Genomic DNA, 25,227 nt, shown 5'->3' with positions numbered 1-25,227 from the left:
GTAGATCTTAGCTTATGGTGATTAATACGAATCTGCCGTTAAAATTTAAATGAACTTTACGACCACTGAGTCTGTGATATTAAGGTAATGCTGCTTGTGCTGATAAAGGTAAGTCATAAACAACCGCATCTGTACGAGACAAATGCGGTTGCAAATCTTTCTATATAAAAGCCTTTATACTTTACTTGCTTCTGGCATTATATCCTTCAGCTATAATTTTATAGTTATCCGGCAAATGCTGAGGTAATGCCAATTCTACGAATCTCTTCTCTCCGGGTAATAAATTGATATAACCATCAGAAAAATAGGCAGGAAGAAGTATTTCGTTTGTATTTTTATCCACTGCATTTAGTTTCAGTGCAGCGACTAACGTTTTTGAAGGATTTGACACCTCTACCAATGTCTTACCTTTAGTGTTTATAGCTTTTACAACTACATCTACAGAAGATAGTGTATTCATATCCTTGTATGAATCACTGCCGCCGTCAGTTATCCAATAGTCATTTGTCGATACCGTTTTGCCTTTTATATCTTTCAACTCCAGGCGCGCCAGATATAGCTTAGGCAAACTATTCACATTTTCAGGAACAAAACACTTAGTGGCTGAGTTAGCTTTAGCATCCAGTTTTATGTCTTTCTTGTACAACTCTTTCCCTCGCAGGTTTATATACCTGATACTGGCCGTCACCGATCTGTAATCGTGCAATGTCGTATTAATAATCATTATATCGTTATCCGGCAAATTCATTTGTATATGTACCGGTTCACAGGCTTTCTTCGCTCCGAAATATGAACCTGGTGTTTCATAATCGTAAGTGTATGTCTGCCAAATCATACTCGGCCATGCCGGATGACTCATCCACAGTATAAGGCCTGTAGTATTGTTCCACATCTTGCTATTCCATGCTTCGAGCATATTGCGCCATGCATCGTATGTAATGAATTGTGATTTGCGGACAAAATCCTCCATACTATCCGGTTTGCCATAGCGGTCTACTGCATTCATAAAATCCCCGAAATTCTGGGATGTGTGATGCAGGTCGTGGTATGCCCAAACATCATTTATCGGCCATTGGTCTTCCGGTGCAATGAATTTGCGGATGGTATTCGCCGTTGGGATAGCATAACTTCCCATTTCGGTATTGAAGCCTTTTGCATTTTGGGTATAATATAGCGACGGATCTTTAAAGTATCCCCACGGACCACTTGTTCCCATATTCAGAAAACGGGATTGACCGTGATAATGGCGGGTAGGGTCTTCTTTCGCTACCATTTTAGTAAGCATTTCGCTCATTCCCTCGGGGGCAAAGCCTTCGTTCCGGGGACACCAGATAGCTATAGACGGATGATTGCGGTAACGGCGTACTACATCAGTAGCATTCTTAACAAACAGGTCGAAGTCGCTTGGCTCCACAGTATCGTCAGTGGTAATCCAGAAATCGTTCCAAACCAGCATGCCGTATTCGTCGCAAAGACTATAAAATACTTCTTCGGTCGATTCACCCGTCCAGTTACGGATGATATTGAAATTAGCATCGCGATGCAAACGTACATACGGTTCAATTCGGTCTCTCGACACCCTTTTCATACCATCGTCCATACCCCAGTTGCCGCCACGGCAGAATATCCTTACTCCGTTTACCCTGATTGCAAGGAAAGGTCCGACAGGATCGTCGGCAGATAATGTTTCCAATCCTGATACGTCTGCGCCTTTGGCAATTGCAGGCAGTTGATTATCTTTGGTAAAGAAAGCCCTTTTTTCATAATCGAATATGGGGTTTCCTTTATTTGTTGTTGAGTTAGGCGTATAAAGCACTCTTTTATTTTGGTTATTATCACTCACCATCAGTTCATATGACATCTCACGGATACCGAAGCGTACTTTCTTCGTGTCCGAGATACTGCTATTTGTCCGGGCGGTTAGTTCCATGTCATATAATTCCGGTTTGCCGTAGCCATTCGGCCACCATAGGCGGGGATTTTTTATATTTAATTCCTTGTACTCCTCGGGTCTGAAAACCAATATTTTTTCCTCATTAGCTTTCAATGAATAAGGCATATTGACACTGATATTCTCTATTTTTACAGAGAGTGTTCCGCTTATAGCATTTGAACTTATATTACGGATATTGGTACGGATAGTTATTTTGGCCTGAGTAGTATCAGGTAGAAGAATATCTGTTGTCACCAACGGATCGCCGATCAATACATCACCACTCGATCTAAGCCTTACATCCTGCCAGATACCTGTATTACGGTCGCGAATGCCCGGAATCCAGTCCCAGCCTATAGAAGATATAAATGTTGGTCCGTCGGTACTAAGCACTCCTCCATTCAAACCTTGCCCGGCAATCATCGATTGCTCGTGAGGTATTCCCGGATTATTGGGAGGTAGGATATATATAGCAAGTATATTTTCCGAGTCCCGGTTTACGATGGCCGTAATATCAAATTCACCACGGATAAAAGCCCCTTTTATGCTACCCAGCCTTTTTCCGTTCAGATATACTTCTGCCCGGTAATTTATACCATTGAAGAGGAGTTGCAGCTGCTTGCCGGCAATATCTTGCGGAATAGTAAATTTACATCTGTACCACCAATCGGTGCGGCTCAACGAATCGGGGATATTCATATTATTCAGTCCAAAAAACGGATCGGGATAAACTCCCTGATTTACCAATGTAGTAAGTACTGTGCCGGGTACAGTGGCATTATACCATGTTGCCGTATTCAATTGTGGATCGAATATTGACTTTCCGGATTCAATTACCGTTGCTCCGTCGGTCATTTCCCAGCCCTGAGTAATAATCCATTCCCCCTCTTGGGTTGGGATCAGCTTAGTAGGTAAGTTCTGTTTTTCGACTCTTTTTGCTTCCTGAAATGAAGCATTGCCTTTCGGTAATTCCGATTGAAACTGAGGTTGGCGGAGTCCCGTCCATAAGTTAGTTAACTGTTGTGCTTTGAAATTTGCAGATAATACCATAAATAGAAGTAGTATCACCGTACTTTTCAGATACAATTTTTGTTGTTTGTTAATCATGGGTCCTGACTTTATTGTTTTTGATTAATAGGTCAGACAAAGATACTGTTTTTTACCCGTGAGATAACACTCAAACGTTAATTAACTTTTGCGTATTTCTTTTCTTGCCCTTACTTTTGCTCTTTCCCTTCTCTTTACAAAGAAGATGTAATAGCCTGTAATGGGTAGACTTGCGCCCACAAGAGAAAAGAAACAAGTGAATATTTTCGACCAGATACCCCAGTAATTCCCTACATGCAGGCTATATATCCATGCCCATACTTTAGTTGTTCCTTGCTGATCTTTAAAAAGGGTGATTTTTGTTATCTCTCCCGTGTTTTTATCAAAGTCATACTTATCTGTGGCCCGCGATGTAACAGACGACTTCAGATGTACTGTTGCAGATTTGTCCTGCACGCGGATATATTCATAATCCGGATTTGTTGTTTTCAGGGTATTGAATACTGTTTGCCAGTTTGCAATATTCAGTTCTTCTTTTTTCCCGTCCTTACTTCCTCCTCCGCCTCCACGGTTTCCTCCCCCATGTCCGGATTCCTTAGGCACTTCTACTCCGAATAACTTAAATACTCCGTTTCTGTACCATTCGAAAGACCACATCATCCCTGTAAGTGCGCAGATTAGCAATACAAGACAGGCATATGCTCCCAGCACGTTATGCAGGTCGTACCATAGACGTTTCCCTCCTTTACGAAACTGAATTTTGAAACGGCTCTTATTCAGTCGCCGGGGCATCCATACTATAAAACCGCTGATAAGGATAAATACGAATATCAACGTAGAAATACCGACAGTATATTTTCCCCATGTGCGTCCGCCATCCAATAACCAACGGTGAATCGACATAATAGTAAAGAACGGGCTTTCCCTGAATTTATACATCCCGGTCACTTCTCCTGTATACTGGTTTACAAATGCCGATATGCGGAAGCCTTCTTTGAGAGTCATCGTATAGGTACGTTCCGGATCGTCCTGTATCTGCACACTGACTACAGTATTGCTATCCAGTTGAGCATTTACCATCGGTATCAGTTCATCCAATGGTATCGGGGTATCTTTAACCTCTTTTACAAGATAGTGGGAAGGATTTGAAAGTTGGAGTATTTCATCCTGAAAGACAAGTATTGCTCCGGTAAAACAAACGATTGTAATGATAATCCCGACAGGAATAGAGAGCCATTTGTGTAGCTGTTTGAGAAATTTACGCATAAATGTATTTCTGTATTCTAAAAGAAAGTTCCGATGGATTGACTATCAAACAATTCATCGGAACAACTATCATCAAAGTTAAGTAATTCTTTAATCTATATCTTTTTGAGAATTGAGGCAGATTAAATCAACTATCATCTTTGCAAATTTCGGACTAATTGTAACAATCTGCAATCCCAATAAATAATGATTTTCTCATTGCCCCGTAATCATAAATAGTGATTCGCTTTAGAAACGGTACGATACTACTGCCGCAAAATTGCGTGGGTCGGTTTGATTTATATAACCACCACGGTAATACGAGTTATAACCTATTTCATTAAATATATTATTGAAATATACACGTGTAGTAACACGCCCAACTGAATATGCCAACTGTGCATTTACTGTTGTATAGGCAGGCATATCGAATGGTTCCACTCCAGGTTTAGTGTCATGAATATTAGCATTAGTTCTTTCTGTCAGATATTCATTAACAGGACGTTCTCCTACATAGTAAACTCCGGCCCCTATAGATAAACCTTTAAGAGTTCCTTTATCTATTGTATAATATAACCATCCGTTTGCAGTATGTTCCGGTGCGTTCATTGGAGCCGAACCTTCTACATAGACAGGGCTGTTTGTATATCTGGCATTCAGATACGCATAGCCTAACATTACCTGCAGATTTGGCAATATTCTTCCTGATAGCTCAGTTTCAATACCTGTTCTTTTCAGATCACCGGCCAAACCATAACGGTTAGTAGTTACACCATTCTCGTCCAGAATGGAGTAAGAAAGATTCTCATTGTTAATATCAAAGAATGTAAAGTTAAATCGGAGTCTGTTGTCAAGCCAATCAGATTTAACACCGAATTCCCATTGCTTTGTTGTTGATGGCCCTATCGGGCTACCGTCTTCTTGTAGATTAGATGCTGAACGCAAACTTGTAGTTGTGGTATAAGAACCAAACAGATTGATATTCTTAATAGGCGACACCATTAATCCGAATATAGGATTCCATGAATCACCTGTAACTAGTCCTGTGCCGGTAGCGCTGCTACTTGTTCCGTAACTGTAACGTAAGCCCAGTATAGCTCTTAGATACTCGTTGATTGTCATTACTTCCTGAGCCATGATTCCGTAAGCAGAAGAATTTGATTTTGCCGGATCTTGTGCTACCATAGCCTGATCTGTAACTGATGAAGGCAGAGTATTTGGTATTTCTTGAAAAATGTCAATTTCATCAACTTTAATAGCATCATACCCTGTTGTTTCAAGATTGTTCGATTTGTAATCGAATCCAACCTGGAAAGTATGCTTAATTGGTCCGGTATATACATCCCGGCCAATCAGGTCAAGCTGGAAAGTCCTGTTCTTATCATCCCTTAACGAGCGGGTGAGGGTACGGCTACGGATATTATAATCTTTACCGGTTACTGTTCTTAAAGCACCTACGCCTATGTTATCAGTATTATTCGTTGATGCAAAATATGCAGCTCTCACGCTTACTTTATCTGCAAGCTGCCTTGTGATGCGGGCAGCATATGTCAATGTCTTTGTTTCCACATTATCAGTCTCGAATCCCAAAAACTTATCATGCGGCATATCATAAAGAGCCTCTTCATTATCGGCTGCGAGATTTACAGTCCCCCTGTCAGGAGTAGTGTTATCATTCAGATAATCCATTTCCAATGTGACAGTAGTTTTGTCATCCGGACGCCATTCTAACGATGGGTTGATATATACTCTGTTTTTAGATATCTTGGTACGATAGCTGTCTGCTCTTTCATAAGCCCCATTCAGGCGGAAGGCCACAGTTTTTTTATTATCCAATACTGATTGGACATCAAAAGTAGGACGTACTTGCCCCCAACTACCAACACGCAATGCAGCTTCTCCTCCGTTTACAAACTTCGGGGTTTTAGTTACGACATTAATAACTCCACCGGGAGATCCCAGATCATCACCGATACCTTGAGTTACAGCAGCCGAACCTTTTATTACCTGAATACTTTCTACACCCTGCATATCAGAAGCAAGTGATGCTGTACGGAAATCCGAATCTACACGCACACCGTTTTTCAAAACGGGAACCCCACGATAACCACGGGTAGACATACTTTCACGTACTCCTCCGTAAGAACCAAAAAGCGTTACTCCGGGCACATTACGTACTGCATCTGTAATGGTCAAAGCACCCTGTTCCGCTATCACTTTATCGGAAATAACCGAGATACTTTGTATCTGTTCGCTCGGACGAAGTGGCATACGGGTAATCGCATCCAGTTTTTCAGGTTGTTTGTAACGCTCACCGAATACTTCGACTTCATTCAGGTTGGTATTTGGCACCATATTAAATTGAAGATGTATTTCCTTATCATCAGAAAGATTTACCTTTTTTTCATTATTGTTATAACCTACAAAGCTTACTTCTACAGTAAGTTCTCTTTTAGGCAGACGCACAAATCTGAATTTTCCTTCATTATCAGTAGATACTCCTTTTTGCAGTTCTTTAATAACAACAGTAGCCGAAGCTAAAGGTTGCCCATTATCATCGAGTACTTTTCCCTTTATCGTCTGTGCAACAACAAATGATATATTGAGAATAAGTAATAGATTTAGAAAAATAATTTTCCTCATAATTATTATATATTTTGTATATGTGTGAATAGATAAAAATAATCGAGGGCAAAGGTCCTGATTATTGCTTAGGCTGGCAATCCCAAAAAATAATGATAATTTTATTTAATTATAACCATAAATAGGGATTGATGGGTATGGTATTTTTAGAAAGGCCATCTATTTATAAAGATTAAATATCGAATCCTGTTAATTAAATTAACTAATAAACTGCTTACGGGATATTTATCTTTAAAATACTCTGACTGAAGCTGTCATTTTCTTTCAGTATACAAAAAGTATCTGCTTCAACAGGTTAAATTACATGCAACTTAATATATAAATGCTATTTGTTTTATATATTTGCCTGTTTATTATACCCATAAAAAGGGCGGTTCTATATTTGAAGAAAACGATTATGAGTGAACAAAACGATATATCAATACTAGAGAAGATAAATTATCCTTCCGACATGAAAAACCTGAGCATAGGAGAGCTGGAAACTCTTTGTTCAGATTTAAGGACTTTTATTATCGACCAGTTAAGCAATAATCCGGGGCACTTCGGTTCCAGTCTGGGTACAGTAGAGTTAACCGTTGCCCTTCACTATGTATACAACACTCCATACGACCGAATTGTCTGGGATGTAGGACATCAGGCGTATAGCCACAAAATACTCACAGGAAGAAAAGACAAATTCCATACCAACCGCCAGTTTGGTGGCCTGGCCGGTTTTCCCAATCCGAAAGAAAGCGAATACGACGCTTTTATTGCCGGACACGCGTCCAATTCCATTTCGGCGGCATTAGGCATGGCTGTGGCTTCCACCCTGAAAAAAGAAGACAGACATGTTGTAGCAGTCATCGGAGATGGGTCCATGACCGGAGGACTGGCTTTTGAGGCACTGAACAATGCAAATTCCCAGCCTAACGATATACTTATTATCCTTAACGATAATGATATGGCTATCGACGATAATGTGGGTGGAATACGGGATTATCTGGTAAAAATGACAACTTCCCCGGCTTATAACCGCGTGAGGAATGATGTTTATCAGAAGTTTAAGAAAGGAAACCTGATCACAGAGAAAGGTAAAAATTTCATTCTCCGGTTCAATAATAGTCTAAAATCCTTGCTGACTAAACAGCATAATCTGTTCGAAGGATTTAACATCCGTTATTTTGGCCCCGTGGACGGACACGACCTACGTGGTTTGGTACGTATCTTACAGAACATCAAAGATCTGAAAGGCCCTAAAATGTTGCATATACATACCGTGAAGGGTAAGGGCTTCAAGCCTGCGGAAGTATCCGCTACAGTATGGCATGCGCCGGGTAAGTTCGATAAAGAAACCGGAGAACGGATTGTTGTAAAATCGAAAGACCAGCCTCAACTATTTCAGGATGTATTCGGTCATACTCTTGTCGAACTGGCACAGCAGGATGAAAAAATAGTAGGTATTACTCCTGCCATGCCAACAGGTTCATCCATGACATATATGATGAAGGAATTTCCCGACAGGGCTTTCGATGTCGGTATTGCCGAAGCACATGCCGTAACTTATTCGGCCGGACTGGCAAAAGAAGGGCTTCTGCCTTTCTGCAATATATATTCATCTTTTATGCAGCGGGCCTACGACCAGGTGATACATGATGTAGCCTTACAGAACCTGCATATGGTGATGTGTCTCGACAGAGCCGGACTGGTAGGCGAAGACGGGCCTACTCATCACGGGGCATTTGACCTCGCATATATGCGTTGTATTCCGAATCTGGTAATCGCCTCACCATACAATGAGCATTATCTCCGCCATCTGATGTTTACGGCAGCTTATGGCCATGACGGGCCGTTTGTTATCCGCTACCCGAGAGGCCAGGGTGTATTATGCGATTGGGAATGTGAAATGGAGAAACTGGAAATCGGTAAAGGACGAAAGCTGAAAAACGGTAAAGATCTGGCCGTACTCACAATAGGTCCTATCGGAAATGCCGCCCGGGAGGCGATAGCCGTAATAGAAGAAAGTGAGGGATATTCCATTGCCCATTACGACATGATATTCCTGAAACCAATAGACAAGGCATTACTGAAAGAAGTAGCCGAGAATTTCGAAAATGTTATGACCATTGAGAATGGTGTTGAAAACGGAGGATTGGGCAGTGCCGTCCTTGAATATTTTTCAGAAAATAATTATCATAATATAAATGTTACCCGTGTAGGTTTGCCTGACGAGTTTGTGACTCATGGTTCAATAAAAGAGTTGAATAAACTTTGCGAAATAGATGCTCCGGGACTGGCAAAACGGATGCGGGAAACATTAATCCGGTATAATGTCGTACCTCAGCAACATGAGAATATATATAAGTAAGAGAAAGTATTTAATGCATTTTTTTATAACTGATTCTTGGTGTTATAGATAAAAAAATAATAAATAGGTCTGAGAACTTAAATAGATAATATATCTATGAGAATTGTAATCGCAGGAGCAGGCGCAGTAGGCACACATCTGGCAAAACTATTATCAGTGGAGAATCAGGATATTGTGCTGATGGATACCGATAAAGACAAACTCAATTTCTCAAATACAAATTTGGAAATGATGACTATGGCCGGATCATGCACATCACTGAAAGACCTCACAGAAGTGGATGTTGAAGAAGCTGATCTGTTCATAGCGGTTACGCCTGATGAGTCTGTCAATATCACAGCGTGCATGCTGGCCTCGAATATGGGGGCAAAGAAAACATTCGCCCGGATAGATAATTACGAGTACCTTTTACCTAAAAATAAAGAGTTCTTTGGTAAGCTGGGGATAAACTCGATGGTTTATCCCGAAATGCTGGCGGCCAAAGAAATTGTTTCAGCCCTGAAGCGTCCGTGGGTGCGCCAATGGATAGAACTCTGCGATGGTAATATCATCCTGGCCGGAATTAAAGTCCGGGAAAATTCCGAACTTGTAAATAAGCATCTGTATGAACTGGGGCAGGAAAATAAGATATTCCATATTGTTGCCATCAAACGAAAAAATATCACAATCATCCCCAAAGGAAGCGATCAGGTGCTAGCCGGAGACATCGTTTTCTTTACTATTACCAAAGATGATGTTGCCGAATTGCCAAGAATAGCAGGTAAAGCTACTTTTGACGTAAAAAACGTGATGATAATGGGCGGTAGCCGTATCGCTATCCGTACCTGCCAATATTTACCCGACTCTACTAATATAAAACTACTGGAATCAGATAAGGAAAAATCCTATCAGTTACTGGAAAAACTGCCGAAGAATGTAACCGTCTACCATAACGACGGACGTAATGCCGAATTCCTGCTACAAGAAGGTATAAAAGATATAGATGCCTTTATTGCTGTTACCGGAAACTCCGAAGCCAACATTCTGGCCTGTATGGCAGCCAAGCGCTTCGGCGTGAGGAAAACAGTGGCAGAGATAGAAAATATGGATTATATTTCGATGGCCGAAAATCTGGATATCGGCAGTATCATCAATAAAAAGCTTATTACTGTAAGCAATATTTACCGTTTCCTGCTCAGCGCAGACGTATCCAATGTGAAATCTCTTACTGTAGCCAACGCCGATGTAGCGGAAATAATAGCCCGCCCCAATTCCCGGATAACTAAAAAAGAAGTGAAAAAAATTATATTGCCCAAGAATGTGACTTTGGGAGGACTGATTCGCAATGGGGAACCAATGATGATTGACGGGGAGACCATGATAGAGCCTTATGACCATGTGGTGGTTTTCTGTCTCGAAGATTCGTTACGCGAAGCAGAAAAGCTATTCCATTAATCAATATGTAATGAGCAATTTTAATTATCGTTTTGTATTAAAGACTATAGGTTTCCTGCTCATCATAGAGTCTCTGTTTATGATGGCGGCAACTGTTGTTTCATACTATTCGCATGAAATAGCCGGAGACGCAATTTTGATAAGCTCAACTATAACTTTCTTTGCCGGTGTATTCCTTCGCTTATCAGGCACCGAAGACTATGTTAAACCGATAGGAAAACGGGAAAGTTTTCTGATGGTAGCCATGTCGTGGATCGTTCTTTCTGCTTTTGGTATGCTGCCATTCTACTTCAGTGGGGCAATACCGAGCATCAGTAATGCCTATTTTGAAACAATTTCCGGCTTTACCGCTACAGGTGCGACCATACTGACCGATATAGAGAGTATGCCCAAAGGCCTGCTTTTTTGGAGAAGTATAACCCAATGGATGGGGGGACTCGGTATCGTTGTGTTCGTCGCCACTATTTTGCCCATGGGAGGGAATGCCTCCGTACTGTACGATGCTGAGGTTACAGGGATCGGATATGACCGTTTTCGCCCGCGCATTTCACAGATAGCCAAGCGGCTCTGGGTAGTTTATATATTTCTCACCGGCATACTTATCCTATTATTATGGCTGGGCCCGATGAATATATTTGACTCTGTCTGCCATGCTTTCACCACTATTTCTACTGCCGGATTTTCTACCAAACAAGATAGTATCGCTTACTGGAATTCTGCTTATATAGAGTATGTTATTACCATATTCATGTTTATAGGTGGTATCAATTTCCCTCTTATCTATTTCTTTATGAAAGGCGACCCTAAAAAACTCCTTAGGAATGAGGAGTTTAAATGGTATGTCCTTATCATCCTGATCTTCGTATCCATAATTGCTGTCGGGCTATATTCTTCGGGAAAGATAGAAGGTGTGGAAAGAACATTCCGGACATCTCTGTTTCAAGTTGTATCAATACTGACAACGACTTGTTTTTCAACAGAGAATTTTATGAATTGGGGAGCATTCTATCAGTTTGTAGTAGTTATCTTTATGCTTTTCGGAGCATGTGCAGGTTCTACTGCGGGTGGTATTAAGATAGTGCGTATTATTATCCTTTTCAAGAACTCTATCAATGAATTTAAACGGCAGGTACACCCGAACGCTATACTCCCCATCCGCCTCAACGACCGGGTGATTTCCATAGACATTGTCACAAAAGTACTGGCCTTCATATTCCTTTATCTGGGAATCCTTATCATAAGCTGCCTGCTCTTGTCTTTGTCGGGTATGGAATTCGAAAACTCCCTGGGCGCTGCTATTTCCTGTATAGGAAATGTCGGAGGAGGGCTGGCAGAGATAGGACATAACGGACATTTTTCAGACGTGCCTACGGTTTCGAAATGGTATCTTTGCTTTCTGATGCTAACAGGCCGTCTGGAACTGTTTACAGTACTTTCTTTATTTATGCCTGCTTTCTGGAGAAGATAATAACCGATTCTTATATAAATGAAAAAACACTACACTCTTCTTGCTGTAATATTCTTTGCCTGCACTGCTATTGCACAAGAACAGAAAGTCAGCTTCCTTTTCGCAGGGGATGCCATGCAACATAAAGGACAACTCGATGTAGCGAAGACAAATGAAGGCTACGACTACTCTCCATATTTCCGGTATGTAGCAGATGAAATCAAACACGCAGATATTGCAGTTGTCAATCTGGAAACTACTTTACCCGGTGAAAGATATACAGGCTATCCCCGGTTTGGCTCTCCTGACGAGTATGTATACGCACTGAAAGACGCAGGATTCAATATATTCCTCTTGTCGAACAATCATATCCTGGATAAAGGGAAGAAGGGGTTGGAACGTACCATTACGGTGCTGGATTCGATAAAGGTAAAGCACACAGGGGTATTCGTCAATGAAGAAAAACGAGACTTGTACTACCCCCTGATGATGATAAAGAACGGTATCCGTATCGCTATGTTAAACTACACCTATGATACAAACGGATATAGCGCAACAAAGCCCAACATAGTCAATTATATAGATAAAAAACAGATACTAAAGGATATTGAACAGGCTAAGGTGATGAAAGCCGATATCATCATAGCCAATATGCATTGGGGTATCGAATATGTACTGAAACACAATAAAGAGCAAAAAGAACTTGCCGATTTTCTCGTCAGCAACGGAGTACGTCTGGTTATCGGTGGTCACCCACATGTAGTGCAACCCATAGATATACAAAAGGAAGATGACGGGATCAAGAATGTTATTGTATATTCGATGGGGAATCTTATCTCTGCCATGAAACCTATAAATACGACAGGGGGCATGATGGTAAAGATAGATATAAGCAAAGATGAGAATAACCGCGTTATAATAAACTCCTGTTCATACTCTCTTGTTTGGGTCAATAAATTGATGAAAGACAAGGATACCCCGTCCTTCTTCGAACTACTCCCTATAGCCTCTTTCGATAATGAGCTGGGACGAGAAAAATTAGGAGAAGAATCGTTCCTGAAAATGAAAACCTTTGCCTCCAATGCCAAGAATGCAATAGAGAGCTTATGGGAGAAGGATTAGACTGATAGAATGAATTTAGAAAAGAACCTCTCGCAAAGACGTTAAGGCGCAAAAAATAAACAGAACTTTATGTCAAAAAAGGCAATCATTTTCATCTACATTTATCTATACTGAAATTTATCATGAACTAAATTAGTAGCTTAAAAAAATGCTAGCATTACCATCTAATATTTTACATTGCAGTTCCTTTTTTATCACTACTTTAACAAATAAACAATTATCTTTGTCTAAATCCTAAAAAAGGAAACACTAAATAAAACAGCAGTTTTTCCGTTGAGATTGAGTATGGCTTATTGTTAGCCTTAAAAAATATAGTATGAGATTTCTCTTGATTGTGCTCCTGCTGACTCTCTCTTTAGCAGCTTTAGCCCAAAACAGATATACAATAAAAGGCCGGATAAATAATGCCGATAATGGAGAAACCCTCATCGGGGTTTCTGTTGGGGTAAAAGAACGACCTCAGCAGGGGAGTTTCGGGGATGAATCCGGGTACTATATCCTGACTCTTCCGCAAGGAGAATATAACCTGATCTTTAAACTTATCGGCTATAATACCAAACAGATTAAAATTAAACTAAATGAGGACAAGACGCTTAATGTAGATCTTGAGCCGGAAGTAGTCTCACTTGGAGAAGTAGAAATATCTGCCCAAAGGACCAATGAAAATGTAAAGAATGTTCAATCGGGAGTGGATAAACTGGAGATAGAGATGGTTAATAAGATACCTGTTCTATTGGGAGAACGCGACATATTGAAGACCATCCAGCTACTACCCGGAGTAATGAGCGCCGGAGAAGGCAATACCGGCTTTTATGTACGTGGCGGGAGTAACGACCAAAATCTGATAATGCTGGATAATGCCACGGTGTATAATCCGTCACATCTTTTCGGTTTCTTTTCTACGTTTAACTCCAGCGCGGTAGATAATATGACTATTTACAAAGGCTCTATGCCTGCGCAATACGGAGGTAGATTATCCTCCACACTAGATGTAAGTATGAAGGATGGAGACCTGAAAAACTACCATGCTAACGGAGGCATAGGTCTTATTTCCTCAAACCTGACTTTCGAAGGACCTATCCAAAAAGAACGGTCGTCCTTCATTGTTTCAGCACGGCGTACCTATGCAGATGCTTTGGCCCGGGTAATAGGAGTAGAACAGGTAAAAGATTCTAAACTATACTTTTATGATCTCAATGCTAAGTTGAGTTATGTGTTGTCGGATAGGAATAAACTCACTTTAACAGCTTATTTGGGGAAGGATAAATTAGGGTTGGATAAAGTTGCGATGATAGATTGGGGAAATACAATAGCCAGTCTGAAATGGAATCATATATTCAATGCAAAAGCGGCCTCGGCTACGACCCTGTCATATACCGACTATACTTACAATGTAAGCGTAGACCTCACTACAGGGCTAAATGTATCCTCTCATATCAAAGACTTTAACCTGAATCAGGAATTCAGTTTTTACCCGAATGAAAAGAATGCAATAAAGGCAGGCTTTACCTCTATCTATCATCAGGTTGTACCCGGGGATCTGAGCAGTAAAGATCCGTCACAATTACAGATCTCCCCCTACGAACACCGTAATTCATGGGAGAACGCCATCTTTACCTCGAACAATATGAAGCTGCATGATAAACTGGAATTTAGCTACGGTTTGCGTCTGTCGTCTTTCAGTGTATTAGGCGGAGGAGATTATTATGAATTCGAAAATCATGCTATTATAGATACTATATCTACAAAGAAAGGCCAGTTCCTTAAAACATATTGGAATATAGAACCTCGGTTGTCCGCTGCTTATCAGCTGAACGACGTATCCTCTATCAAAGCGGCATATACACGTACAACCCAGCATTTGCATTTGCTTTCCACATCCAATCTTTCCAGCCCTACCGACAGATGGATTGCCAATACCAACTATATAAAGCCTGAAATCGCCAATCAGGTTTCGGTGGGTTATTTCCGTAATTTCTCAAATAATATGTTAGAATTCAGCGCCGAGCTCTATTATAAAGACCTCCGGAACCAGATAGATTATAAGGATGGAGCAGATGTTCGGGCAAAAGAAATTATAGAAACCGAATTGCTATTTGGAAAAGGACGGACATATGGCCTGGAACTGTTCCTCAAAAAAAGATTTGGAAAATTTAATGGTTGGGTTGGCTATACACTTGCCCGCAGTGAGAAGAAAATAAACGGCATTAATGACGGGAAATGGTATGTGGCAAATCAGGATCGTACGCATGATGTATCCGTAGTAGGTATCTATGACCTCAATAAGAAATGGACGTTGTCTGCGACTTGGGTTTTTGCAACAGGTAATCCGATGACATACCCATCAGGAAAATACATTGTGGACGGCCATGCAATATATTACTACGAAGGCCGGAATAGCTATAGAGCGCCATCGTTTCACCGGCTCGATCTGGGAGCAATATGTACACTGAAGAAAACAAAGAAGTATACCTCAGAGCTTGCCTTTAGCGTATATAACGCATATGGGCGAAAAAATCCCTATATGTTTGGTTTCAGGCAGAATGAAGACGAACGGATGGTTTCGGAATCATATATGATCTATTTATTCAGTGTTATTCCTTCCATATCATGGAATTTCAAATTTTGAACAATATGAAAATTATATACAAACTCATATTAGTCACAATCGTTCTTATACTATTCACAGCTTGTGAGAAGATTGTAGATTTGGATTTACGCACTGCGACACCCAAGCTAGTGATAAATGCCGCTATTACAGAAGGCTCACCATGTACGGTATATCTTACAAAATCGCAGGCATTTAATGATAATAGCACTTTCAAAACGGTTGCGGATGCAGAGATAATATTAACTGACGGAGATGGAAATACCGAAATTCTGAGAGAAGCTCAAAATATGCCCGGATTATATTTCTCTAATATGTTAGGTGCAGTAAATAAAAGGTATCACATACAAGTGACAGCAGAAGGAAACACGCATGAAGCCAGTGTAGTCATACCCAATTCTATACCCATTGAAGAAACCTATATCTATGAGATCAAGGCCGGAAAAGATTCCTGGTACTCGCCATCTTTCGTCTTTCACGACCCTGTGGATGAAACGAACTATTATTATACAATCCTCTACGTGAATGGCAATGCAATGAAGAGCATATATCTGGATGACGATGAATTCAGAAACGGATTAAAAGTTCACCGCATACTATACTTCGACAAAGACGACAACAATGACAATGATCTGAAAACAGGAGATCAAATCAGGATAGAAATGCAAACTCTTGATAAAGGCATGTACACATTCTATAAATCATTGTTCTCTGTTGCTGCGGATGGTGGAACTAATCCGATAACCAATTTCACGGGAGATGTATTAGGTTGTTTTAAAGGATATAATACAAGCTTTGCTGATTTTATCGTAAGTCCCGATGCCATATACTCAGAATCTGGTGAATAATCAGTATATTTGCTTATCCAATTAAGTAAAAGATAGTATTTAATGATACATTATTTCAATCTAACTACTTATTGTACTTTAATTTAATGAAGCAACAAAAAGGTCTGTGACCTTAATATCTGAAATTCAATTGTAGTATGTTTAAGTTTCTTGGCTTTCTATTAATATTGGGCCTGTTCGGTTTTCTGGTAATAGGCGTCCTTCTGGGACGTGTCATCCGCTTTTTGGGCCCTGAAGATAGGGGAAAATCAAATAAAAAACGGTCGGGCAACAAATCTCAAAATTCGAAAACATCGAATATTTCTCAGAAAAAATTTTCAGAGAACGAAGGCGAATACATCAGCTATGAAGAGGTAAAAGATGATGAGTAAGACTTATTTAATACTCTCCACAAAATCCCATGTGCGGGCAAACTCATAACCTTTGCTCTTTCCCCATTCGATAAGTTTCCCAAATCTTTCTACCATCTTTGCATCCGTATTTTTCGTTACATAGAACGGGAAATTATACTTCTTTTTCGGCCCTATATCCATAAATTCCCACGGATGAAAATAGACATTCAGATATCCATCTTTTTTCAAAGTCCGGTTTGCCAGGCTTGTATAGATACCTAAAGGCAAATTATGGAAAGATATCCAGAATAATGGGAAACGGAATGTCGGTGTCACCGATGCCGGTAGTTGCCATACCCCTTCACGTATAAAGCATGTACGCGGCTCACTCAGTTTATTATATCTACCGGGCAGATATGTCGGGTTTATTGATGAGTTATATATATACCCTGCCTTGAAGACTTCTTCTTCGGGCACAGGCGCCATGCGTGCCATGCGGTAACCACGTACCGGTACCCCTCCTATTTCTTCCAGTATATCTTTCGACATCTTTAGATGGGGAGGTTCGAAGTGGTCATGTACATATCCGTGCGAAGCCAGTTCGTGCCCTTCGTTAACTATCCTGCTTACTATATCTTTAGCATGACTGGCAAAATTAGCTGTAGTATAGAAGGTCGCCTTTACTCCGTGTTTTGCAAGCAAATCGAGTATACGCGTTGTACCTTTTACGGAAACTTCCATCTGTTGGTCGAAAGGAATAGGGTCTCCGTATTCGCGAGGCATCTCGAATTCCTCTATATCAAAACTTAATAATATCTTTAAACTCATTTGTCAATAATATTTGTACTTCGTATAATATATGGAGGGAAACCTTTAGTCTGCGAGAATATCCGTCCTATATACAATCCGATAATTCCAAGAATGAATAATTGTAATCCGCCCAGAAACCCGACTGTAATTATCAAAGACACCCAACCTGCCATGACATGCCCCGTCCAAAGACTGATAATAGCATATGGCACCAGTAGTAAGGATAATACGGCTATGCCGAAGCCCAGATATAAAGCAAGGTGGAGAGGCTTTGTACTGAAAGAAAGTATTCCCTGTACAGCAAGGTTGCGCATTTTCTTGAACGTATACTTCGTTTGTCCCGACAACCGCTTGTCGGGCATATAATCCATTGCGTATTGCTTAAAACCTATCCAATGAACGATACCTCTTATAAACAGATCATTTCCTTTAATATTGATAAGAACATTTGCTGCCCGCCTGTCCATCAACCGGAAATCGGCAACCCCCTGCTCCAAATGTATATCAGATACAATATTCAGAAATTTATAGAAAAGGCTTGAACTTCCGCGTTTCTTCTTCGATAAAGTCGGGTCATCCATACGCCGTGTATATACGATATCGTAGCCTTCTTCCCATTTTTTGATAAAATCGGGTAACATACGCGGAGGATGCTGCATATCGGCATCCATGGATATGATACAATCGCCGGTGGCATTATCCAGTCCTGCTTTCAGAGCATTCTGATGACCGAAATTACGGGAGAATTCAATATAGAAAAGCTGAGGGTCTTCCGCACACATTTTCTCCAGTATAGTTTGGCTTGTGTCATTACTGCCATCATTGACAGCTATAATCTCATACTGGTAGCCTGTTGTGTCCATAGTATCATGGATTGCTTTTATCACTGTAGGAATATTAGATTCCTCATTATAACAACAGATTACAATTGAGACTTTTTTGTTTGATATCATTTTTATTCTTAATCTTATGTAAAGCTAAGGTTCAATTATATTAGTCGTTTCTCGTGACCCGGCATAATCAAAATAAATTTTGCTTTTGCTCTCGCTACTTAAAACGTTCTTTTTTAACTAAAGATAAAGTTATTCGGATTTCATAATTGAGTCCGGTTAATCTTCAAGTAAGTAAATAGAATCACTCGTATATGTATTGTCCGGAGAATATATAATCCAGTCTGTAAGCAGATCGAACGGGTATGCTTTTATATCGCCTTCATTCAGCCCCGATATCCAATAAGGTTGATTGAGAAGTTTACCTTCTATTTTTCCATCCTCTACAGATATCACATCATACCACAGGTGCTCCTTTTCACTGCCCGATTCGGGATCATCCACAGTCAATCCCAACTTTACAAGGAAAGTCCATCCGGGTTGTTCCTCTTCTTTTTTCGAACCAAAAATATTTTTGAGGAACGATTTCTTCTCCGGTTGTTTATGTTCCTTCCTGAAGACTTTCTCGAACGAAGAAAAACGTTCTTTTGCCAAAGCGCTCATTCTTTCAGTCTCCTCATTCGTTATATAATAAATCGGATTTTCGGCTAACGTAGGCGCGTATATTTCGGGAGAAACCATATTACCATCTTCCACAGCAAAGAGAATACCCGAAGGCTCGGCATGTACATTATCTACTTCATCCCGGTCCGCCACACTACCGAGTATGCCTTTGGGCAGGTCTTTCAGTGCTTCCTCCCATCGGAGCCAGCACAGGTTGATTCCCATACCATCGTAACCTATCGTAAACCGTTCTTTCTCCTTTGCAGGATGCGAAAGAAATTTCTTTACTGTCATGTTTATCAATGTATTCATTTGCTCTGCTCCCTGACTGAAATTAAGAATCTCCAGTTCTACAGATGCACAGCGATGCAACCCATGCGTATGGAACCAATATCTGCGATTACCGTTCTCCCCATTTTCGTCATATACACAATGCAATGTATAGAGATAATCAGGTGAAGGAGGTGTCGGTGATTTAGCGGTCATACTCAGCCATTTGGCAGACAGTAACCTGTAAGACATGAAGTCGACTACAAGACTTGCTTCGGGGACAATAGCATCCATTATTTTCAGTTGTAAATGGAATGAAGTCAGAGGTTCCAGTTCGAAATACATGGATGTCTCCAGATATTGCTCCTGCTCCATTGCTGTTTGCAATGACTCTTCATCTATCGAATTTGCAAAACCGTAATCACTCAGGTTTATATTTTTGGCTTCACAAACATACAGATCCACATTGAATACAGTTTCCTGATATTCAATCTCTGCTGCAAAGCTCATAATAGAAAACTCTATATCAACTTCTGCTTTATTAAAAGAGATAAGTTTGAAATCTTTTCGAGAAGAAAGTGATTTTTCTATCTGCGCTGCATCGAACTTAAAGCTTTTGCTACGGGGATAGATACCCATTCCTGAAGCAAGTCCTGTTTCGCCTTCAGCCAGCAATTCATATTTCTCGTTGTTATCCATATATGAGTCTGATAGATGTGTTTATAAAGATTTGTTTATAATTCACTTAGCATTTTTATATCTACAAACGTAATGAAAAAAATCGGTATATTATAATTAGGAAATCTTAAATATATACCGATTTTCGTATGCACAGAGGCATAGAGTATATTGGAGAGAAGTTCGGATAATCAGAACTTATGAATTCCCATTATTTCCCTTACTTCGTTTATTGTTTTCCGCGCGCTCTCCCGTGCTTTTTCAGCTCCTTCGGTGGCAACTTTATGCAAGTACGCGTCATCGTTCTTAATATCAATGATACGTTCGCGTATAGGAGTCGTAACCTTTATAATGTCTTCGGCCAACTGTTTTTTCAAATCTCCGTATCGTATCTCGCAAGTATTCCACTTGTCTTCGAAATGCTGAACAACATCTGCTGTAGAAACTACTTTCAATATTGTAAACAGATTTTCTATATATTCCGGCTTTTCGGAGTTCGGCCCCTTAGGGCCTTCATCAGTTAGGGCACGCTTTACTTTTTTCTCTATACTTTTCGGGTCCTCGTCCAGATAGATACAGTTGCCTTCCGATTTCCCCATCTTGCCACTTCCATCCAGCCCCGGTATTTTTATCAATTCCTGTCCGAAGTTATAAGCTACAGGCTCTTTGAAGTATTCCACACCGTAAAGGTTATTGAAACGGCGGGCAAACTTACGGGTCATCTCCAGATGCTGTTCCTGATCCTTACCAACAGGTACTTTATCAGCATTATGCAGTAATATATCGGCAGCCATAAGAGTAGGATAAGTCAATAGCCCTGCATTTACATTATCCTGATGTTTTCTTGCCTTTTCCTTGAATGAAACGGTTTTGGATAATTCGCCCAGATACGCGTGCATATTTAAAAGCAAGTACAATTCACAGACTTCGGTTACATCACTTTGTATATATATAGTCGATATTTCGGGGTCTATACCTGCTGCAAGATATTCTGTCAATACACCCTTTACATTGCCGTGCAATATCTTAGGATCGGGATGTGTGGTCAGTGAATGATAATCTGCTATGAAAAAGAAGCATTTGTTTTCATGCTGCATTCTTGTAAAATTCCTCAGTGCACCGAAATAATTTCCAAGATGCAGATTCCCTGTAGAGCGGATACCGCTTAAAACTGTTTCCATATGTGTTTATATTCTGTTTTTGATATGCAAAGATAGTCAAAATCTGCAAAATGCCGGATATATCTTACTTATTGTATCCGGACCGGTAAGTAGTAAACAGTCAATAGTTAGCAGTCAACAGTCAACGACTCGTAAGATGTAGAACCTTTGCACCCGCTCGCGCAGACGTCCCGTCTGTGTGTTGCGTAGCAAACATTTTTACCCTGTCAACAAGACGCGGGCTGGAAGTCCGCGCCAGCGAGGGAACTCTTAAAAAAGTAACAAAGGTAACACTTTTTTCAGTAAACAGTAAACAGTTATCAGTCATCAGTTAACAGTGCTGTGCCTTATCATGCTGAGCAGAGCGAAGCATCCCATTTATTAAAAACTCTGTGTTACTCTTTTTTGGCTCTGCCGACCGTTGGTTCTCTGTGGTAAAAAAGTGACAAAGGTAACAGCATTCTCAGTGAACAGTCAACAGTTATCAGTTAACAACTTGTATCTCGTGTCTTGTCTACTCGTATCTCATATAACTTTCAACTTATTACTCAAGACTTACTGCTTTGAAAAGGTAACAAAGGTAACACATTATGTCACCTTTTTGTTGTTACCTTTTTCGTCTCAAACCTTGTTAAAACACCAAAAAACTTAACACACTATATTTTCAAAGAACTTTATATATAGATAAAGATTCCGGACATTATTCACACTCCTTATTTATCTTTTAGCCGTTTATCTCTCCTGTATGCGAAATAGAACACTTGTGGCAGGACTGTAAAGGATAAAATCATACAAATAAGAATCCCTCCTACTATCATTATTGCCAGCGGTCTTTGAATCTCGGAGCCCATACCCTGAGATAGCGCGGCAGGGAATAACCCCATCGAGCCCATCAGCGCAATCATCAGTACAGGCCTGATACGGCTTTTCACAGCATCGTCGATTGCCAACCGCAGGTTCCGGGTACGCTGCATACGGGTTTTCATCAGGGTAATCAATAATATACTGTCTATAGCCGTAATACCAAACAGAATGATAAATCCTATCCCTGCCGATATACCGAATACCGTGCCTGTGACCCACAAAGAAATAAATCCTCCGATAAAGGCATAAGGTATGGCGCTTGCTGCGATAAGCGTATCCTTGACCGTCCCAAAGTTAAGGTAGAGTAAGAAAAGAATAAGAAGCAACACGGCAGGAATGATAACCGCCAACCTTGCCGTAGCCCGTTGCTGGCTTTCAAATTCTCCGGCCCAAACCATTTTGTTTTCAGTCTTAAGCGTTACACTCTCACTCACTTTTTTCTGAGCTTCGGCAATGGTAGACCCTAAATCACGATCACGGATACTGAACCCGATACCCACATACCGGCTGCTGCCTTCGCGGTAGATAAACGTCGGGCCTGTAATAAACCGGATATCGGCTATCTCTTTTAACGGAACATACTTACCATCCATTGTCGGAATAAGAATATTCCCTATTTTATCTTCATTGTCCCTGTACTCTTTCTGAAAACGTATCTGGACATCAAATGTGCGTTCGCCCTCATAAAACGTTGTAGCGGCTTTCCCCCCGATAGCCATTTCCACTACGGCCTGCGCATCGGCCATAGATACCGCATAACGGGCCATTCGCGATTCTTCCAGCTTTATCTGTAACTCGGGTAATCCTACACTCCTGAAAACATTTACATCCTCTACACCCCTCACATTCTTTATAGCAGCGGCAGTCTGGTCGGCCAGACCTTCCATCTGGGAAAGGTCGGAACCGAATATTTTAATCACCAGAGAGCTTTTCACTCCGGCCACATATTCTTCTACATTGTCCTGAATAGGCTGACTGAATGCGAGTATAATACCCGGATATATATCGAGTGAATCCTTGATCTCGGCTAACAACTCATCCTTTTTGATTTTTCTCTTCCATTCTTTTTCAGGTTTAAGTTGCGCATGGAATTCTATATTAAAAAAACCTGTGGCATCTGTTCCGTCGTTAGGCCGGCCGGTCTGCGACAAGATAAATTCTATTTCATCAAACCGGCGGAGTTTTTGCTTCATTTCTTTGGTTGTCCGCACCGATTCATCAAGATTTACACTATTTGGCAATGTTGCACGGATGTAGATTGCTCCTTCGTTCATACTAGGTATAAACTCAGTCCCCCAAAAACACATGCGAACGACACAAACAGTTAACAGCAGACAGAAAGTTATAATTGCGCCTTTGCGGTACCGGGAGCTGAACAAATACACTTTATGTAAGGCAGATGTGAAAAACCTGCTGATAAAATTCGTTTTCTCCTCAACCGGTTTATTCAACAATATCTTACACATGACCGGCACATAAGTAAGCGAAAGAATCAGAGAGCCCAATAGAGCATATCCGAGCGTGAAAGCCAATGGAGAGAACATCTTACCTTCTACTTTCTGAAACGAAAATATAGGGAATAATGCTACCACAAGGATAACCTGTGCAAAAAAGATGTGGGACGCCACGCTTCCTGCGCTTTTCTTTATGAGTCCGCTTTTCGATATTTTAGTGAAACGCTGCCCAAGCTCTTTCGACCGTTTCTCCATCGCTACAAATATGATTTCTACGATGACGAGCGTTCCCTCCAGCAATAAACCAAAATCGAGCGCTCCCATCGAAATCAGGTTAGCAGGTAACCCCTGTATCCGCAACATAATGATAGCAAACAAAAACGATAGCGGAATCACAGTGGCTACAATTACAGTTGTACGCCAGTTGAAAAGAAATACAAATACAACTATGGAAACTAAGATAATTCCTTCCAGCAAATTTCTCATAACTGTATGCACTGTAGAATCCACTAAAGTAGTACGGTCGAGGAAAGGCTCTATTTTCACATTCTCAGGTAATATGCGGTCATTCAACTCGGTTATCTTCTCTTTCAGATGCCCGATCACTTCACTTGGATTTTGCCCCCTGAGCATAATTACAATACCCTGCACCACATCATCTTCGTCGTCCAGACCTACCTGCCCGAGTCTGGGTTTGGAGGAAACATCTACTGTTGCCACCTGCTTCACCCGGATAGGAGTCCCGCCCTTTACTTCAATCAGTATATTTTCAATATCTTCCAAACTCTCCAGCAAACCTATTCCCCTGACTACATAAGCCTGACTCCCTTTTTGAATAATATCTCCGCCGACATTGATATTACTCTTCGACACGGCTTCGTAAACCTCAAGGGGAGATAAATTATAATTATTCAGCTCTGCCGGATTTACCTTTATCTCAAACATTTTTTCCTCTCCGCCAAAACTGGCGATACTGGCTACTCCGGGTACCGAAAGCAGCTCCCGCTCTACTACCCACTCGTTTATGGCGGCCACTTCGCGGATAGGCAGATCACTCTTTAGCACATACCTGTATATTTCACCCGTGGCACCGGACGGCGGCTCTATCGAAGGGTCTGTCCCCTCCGGCAGATCCAGATCCTGCATCCTGTTAGATGAATACTGCTGGGCAAAAAAATCATCCACCCCGTCTTCGAAAATAACAGTGACTACCGACAGCCCGAATAAAGATGTGGAACGTACATCCGTTTTGCGGGGAATCGTGTTCATTTCCTTCATAATAGGAAGGGTTACAAACTTCTCCACTTCTTCGGCGCTTCTTCCCGGCCATTGCGTAATTATCCGTACGCGGGTGTTTGTTACATCTGGGTACGCTTCTATAGGGGTATGTATATAACAAACGATGCCCGCGACAAATAAAAGTGTAGTTAAGAAAAGTATGAGTATATGATTGCGAAGCGCAAATGCGATGATATTTTCTACAAATTTATGCATG

15 protein-coding genes are annotated in these 25,227 nt (G+C 40.9%); 7 read left to right on the top strand and 8 right to left on the bottom strand.

The genetic code is table 11. From position 1 onward, the window contains the following. Positions 1 to 181: 181 nt before the first annotated feature. The 3 genes from B3317_RS09550 to B3317_RS09540 form a co-directional block, all read right to left on the bottom strand. Positions 182 to 3,040, bottom strand: coding sequence for a glycoside hydrolase family 2 protein (locus tag B3317_RS09550; protein ID WP_291110947.1), 2,859 nt, complete (start codon positions 3,038 to 3,040; stop codon positions 182 to 184). An 81-nt stretch (positions 3,041 to 3,121) separates the two neighbouring features. Further along, the gene (locus B3317_RS09545) at positions 3,122 to 4,246 is read right to left on the bottom strand and encodes a PepSY-associated TM helix domain-containing protein (protein WP_291110946.1); all 1,125 of its coding nucleotides are present in this window, start codon (positions 4,244 to 4,246) and stop codon (positions 3,122 to 3,124) included. 228 nt (positions 4,247 to 4,474) lie between these two features. Next, entirely contained in the window at positions 4,475 to 6,868 is a 2,394-nt protein-coding gene (locus B3317_RS09540; RefSeq protein WP_291110945.1) for a TonB-dependent receptor, read from the bottom strand. Positions 6,869 to 7,265: 397 nt separating this feature from the next. On the opposite strand from B3317_RS09540, the gene dxs reads away from it, so the two are divergent. The 7 genes from dxs (at position 7,266) to B3317_RS09505 (ending at position 17,042) form a co-directional block, all read left to right on the top strand. Next, positions 7,266 to 9,212, top strand: a complete 1,947-nt coding sequence (gene dxs / locus B3317_RS09535) for a 1-deoxy-D-xylulose-5-phosphate synthase (RefSeq protein ID WP_291110944.1) — start codon at positions 7,266 to 7,268, stop codon at positions 9,210 to 9,212. A 96-nt stretch (positions 9,213 to 9,308) separates the two neighbouring features. Continuing rightward, positions 9,309 to 10,646 carry a Trk system potassium transporter TrkA gene (gene trkA / locus B3317_RS09530; protein WP_291110943.1) on the top strand — a complete coding sequence of 446 codons (1,338 nt, stop codon included), beginning with the start codon at positions 9,309 to 9,311 and terminating at the stop codon, positions 10,644 to 10,646. Positions 10,647 to 10,656: 10 nt separating this feature from the next. Next, on the top strand, positions 10,657 to 12,114 hold the full coding sequence (locus B3317_RS09525; RefSeq protein ID WP_291110942.1) for a TrkH family potassium uptake protein: 1,458 nt from the start codon (positions 10,657 to 10,659) through the stop codon (positions 12,112 to 12,114). An 18-nt stretch (positions 12,115 to 12,132) separates the two neighbouring features. Further along, positions 12,133 to 13,215, top strand: a complete 1,083-nt coding sequence (locus B3317_RS09520) for a CapA family protein (RefSeq protein WP_291110941.1) — start codon at positions 12,133 to 12,135, stop codon at positions 13,213 to 13,215. Between the two features lie 316 nt (positions 13,216 to 13,531). Then, a complete protein-coding gene (locus tag B3317_RS09515; protein ID WP_291110940.1) occupies positions 13,532 to 15,844 on the top strand; it encodes a TonB-dependent receptor in 2,313 nt (770 codons plus the stop codon). Between the two features lie 5 nt (positions 15,845 to 15,849). Beyond that, positions 15,850 to 16,671 carry a DUF4249 domain-containing protein gene (locus B3317_RS09510; RefSeq protein ID WP_291110939.1) on the top strand — a complete coding sequence of 274 codons (822 nt, stop codon included), beginning with the start codon at positions 15,850 to 15,852 and terminating at the stop codon, positions 16,669 to 16,671. A gap of 137 nt (positions 16,672 to 16,808) precedes the next feature. Further along, positions 16,809 to 17,042 (top strand): DUF4834 family protein, encoded by a 234-nt coding sequence (locus B3317_RS09505; protein ID WP_291110938.1) that lies wholly within the window; start codon positions 16,809 to 16,811, stop codon positions 17,040 to 17,042. Between the two features lie 3 nt (positions 17,043 to 17,045). Here the strand turns inward: B3317_RS09505 and B3317_RS09500 are convergent, their stop codons facing one another. The 5 genes from B3317_RS09500 to B3317_RS09480 all read right to left on the bottom strand — a co-directional run bounded on the left by B3317_RS09500 (position 17,046) and on the right by B3317_RS09480 (position 25,226). Further along, positions 17,046 to 17,831: a polysaccharide deacetylase family protein gene (locus B3317_RS09500; protein WP_291110937.1), complete on the bottom strand. Its 786-nt coding sequence runs from the start codon at positions 17,829 to 17,831 to the stop codon at positions 17,046 to 17,048. Further along, positions 17,828 to 18,766 (bottom strand): glycosyltransferase family 2 protein, encoded by a 939-nt coding sequence (locus B3317_RS09495; protein ID WP_291110936.1) that lies wholly within the window; start codon positions 18,764 to 18,766, stop codon positions 17,828 to 17,830. The genes B3317_RS09500 and B3317_RS09495 overlap by 4 nt, the downstream gene beginning before the upstream one ends. 156 nt (positions 18,767 to 18,922) lie before the next feature. Further along, a complete protein-coding gene (locus B3317_RS09490; RefSeq protein ID WP_291110935.1) occupies positions 18,923 to 20,275 on the bottom strand; it encodes a DUF4026 domain-containing protein in 1,353 nt (450 codons plus the stop codon). Between the two features lie 170 nt (positions 20,276 to 20,445). After that, complete coding sequence (gene trpS / locus B3317_RS09485) at positions 20,446 to 21,435, bottom strand: tryptophan--tRNA ligase (RefSeq protein WP_291110934.1); 990 nt, start codon at positions 21,433 to 21,435, stop codon at positions 20,446 to 20,448. Between the two features lie 692 nt (positions 21,436 to 22,127). Beyond that, positions 22,128 to 25,226, bottom strand: coding sequence for an efflux RND transporter permease subunit (locus tag B3317_RS09480; RefSeq protein ID WP_291110933.1), 3,099 nt, complete (start codon positions 25,224 to 25,226; stop codon positions 22,128 to 22,130). Between the last annotated feature and the right edge of the window lies 1 nt (position 25,227).

The sequence above is a fragment of the Dysgonomonas sp. UBA7710 genome, assembly GCF_002482385.1.
Lineage (GTDB): Bacteria > Bacteroidota > Bacteroidia > Bacteroidales > Dysgonomonadaceae > Dysgonomonas.
This window is presented reverse-complemented; position numbering and strand designations above follow the sequence as displayed.

Bases quoted from the DNA above. Each gene is read 5' to 3' on its own strand.
- B3317_RS09550 (WP_291110947.1), bottom strand. From the start codon at position 3,040: ATGATTAACAAACAACAAAAATTGTATCTGAAAAGTACGGTGATACTA.
- B3317_RS09545 (WP_291110946.1), bottom strand. From the start codon at position 4,246: ATGCGTAAATTTCTCAAACAGCTACACAAATGGCTCTCTATTCCTGTC.
- B3317_RS09540 (WP_291110945.1), bottom strand. From the start codon at position 6,868: ATGAGGAAAATTATTTTTCTAAATCTATTACTTATTCTCAATATATCA.
- dxs (WP_291110944.1), top strand. From the start codon at position 7,266: ATGAGTGAACAAAACGATATATCAATACTAGAGAAGATAAATTATCCT.
- trkA (WP_291110943.1), top strand. From the start codon at position 9,309: ATGAGAATTGTAATCGCAGGAGCAGGCGCAGTAGGCACACATCTGGCA.
- B3317_RS09525 (WP_291110942.1), top strand. From the start codon at position 10,657: ATGAGCAATTTTAATTATCGTTTTGTATTAAAGACTATAGGTTTCCTG.
- B3317_RS09520 (WP_291110941.1), top strand. From the start codon at position 12,133: ATGAAAAAACACTACACTCTTCTTGCTGTAATATTCTTTGCCTGCACT.
- B3317_RS09515 (WP_291110940.1), top strand. From the start codon at position 13,532: ATGAGATTTCTCTTGATTGTGCTCCTGCTGACTCTCTCTTTAGCAGCT.
- B3317_RS09510 (WP_291110939.1), top strand. From the start codon at position 15,850: ATGAAAATTATATACAAACTCATATTAGTCACAATCGTTCTTATACTA.
- B3317_RS09505 (WP_291110938.1), top strand. From the start codon at position 16,809: ATGTTTAAGTTTCTTGGCTTTCTATTAATATTGGGCCTGTTCGGTTTT.
- B3317_RS09500 (WP_291110937.1), bottom strand. From the start codon at position 17,831: ATGAGTTTAAAGATATTATTAAGTTTTGATATAGAGGAATTCGAGATG.
- B3317_RS09495 (WP_291110936.1), bottom strand. From the start codon at position 18,766: ATGATATCAAACAAAAAAGTCTCAATTGTAATCTGTTGTTATAATGAG.
- B3317_RS09490 (WP_291110935.1), bottom strand. From the start codon at position 20,275: ATGGATAACAACGAGAAATATGAATTGCTGGCTGAAGGCGAAACAGGA.
- trpS (WP_291110934.1), bottom strand. From the start codon at position 21,435: ATGGAAACAGTTTTAAGCGGTATCCGCTCTACAGGGAATCTGCATCTT.
- B3317_RS09480 (WP_291110933.1), bottom strand. From the start codon at position 25,226: ATGCATAAATTTGTAGAAAATATCATCGCATTTGCGCTTCGCAATCAT.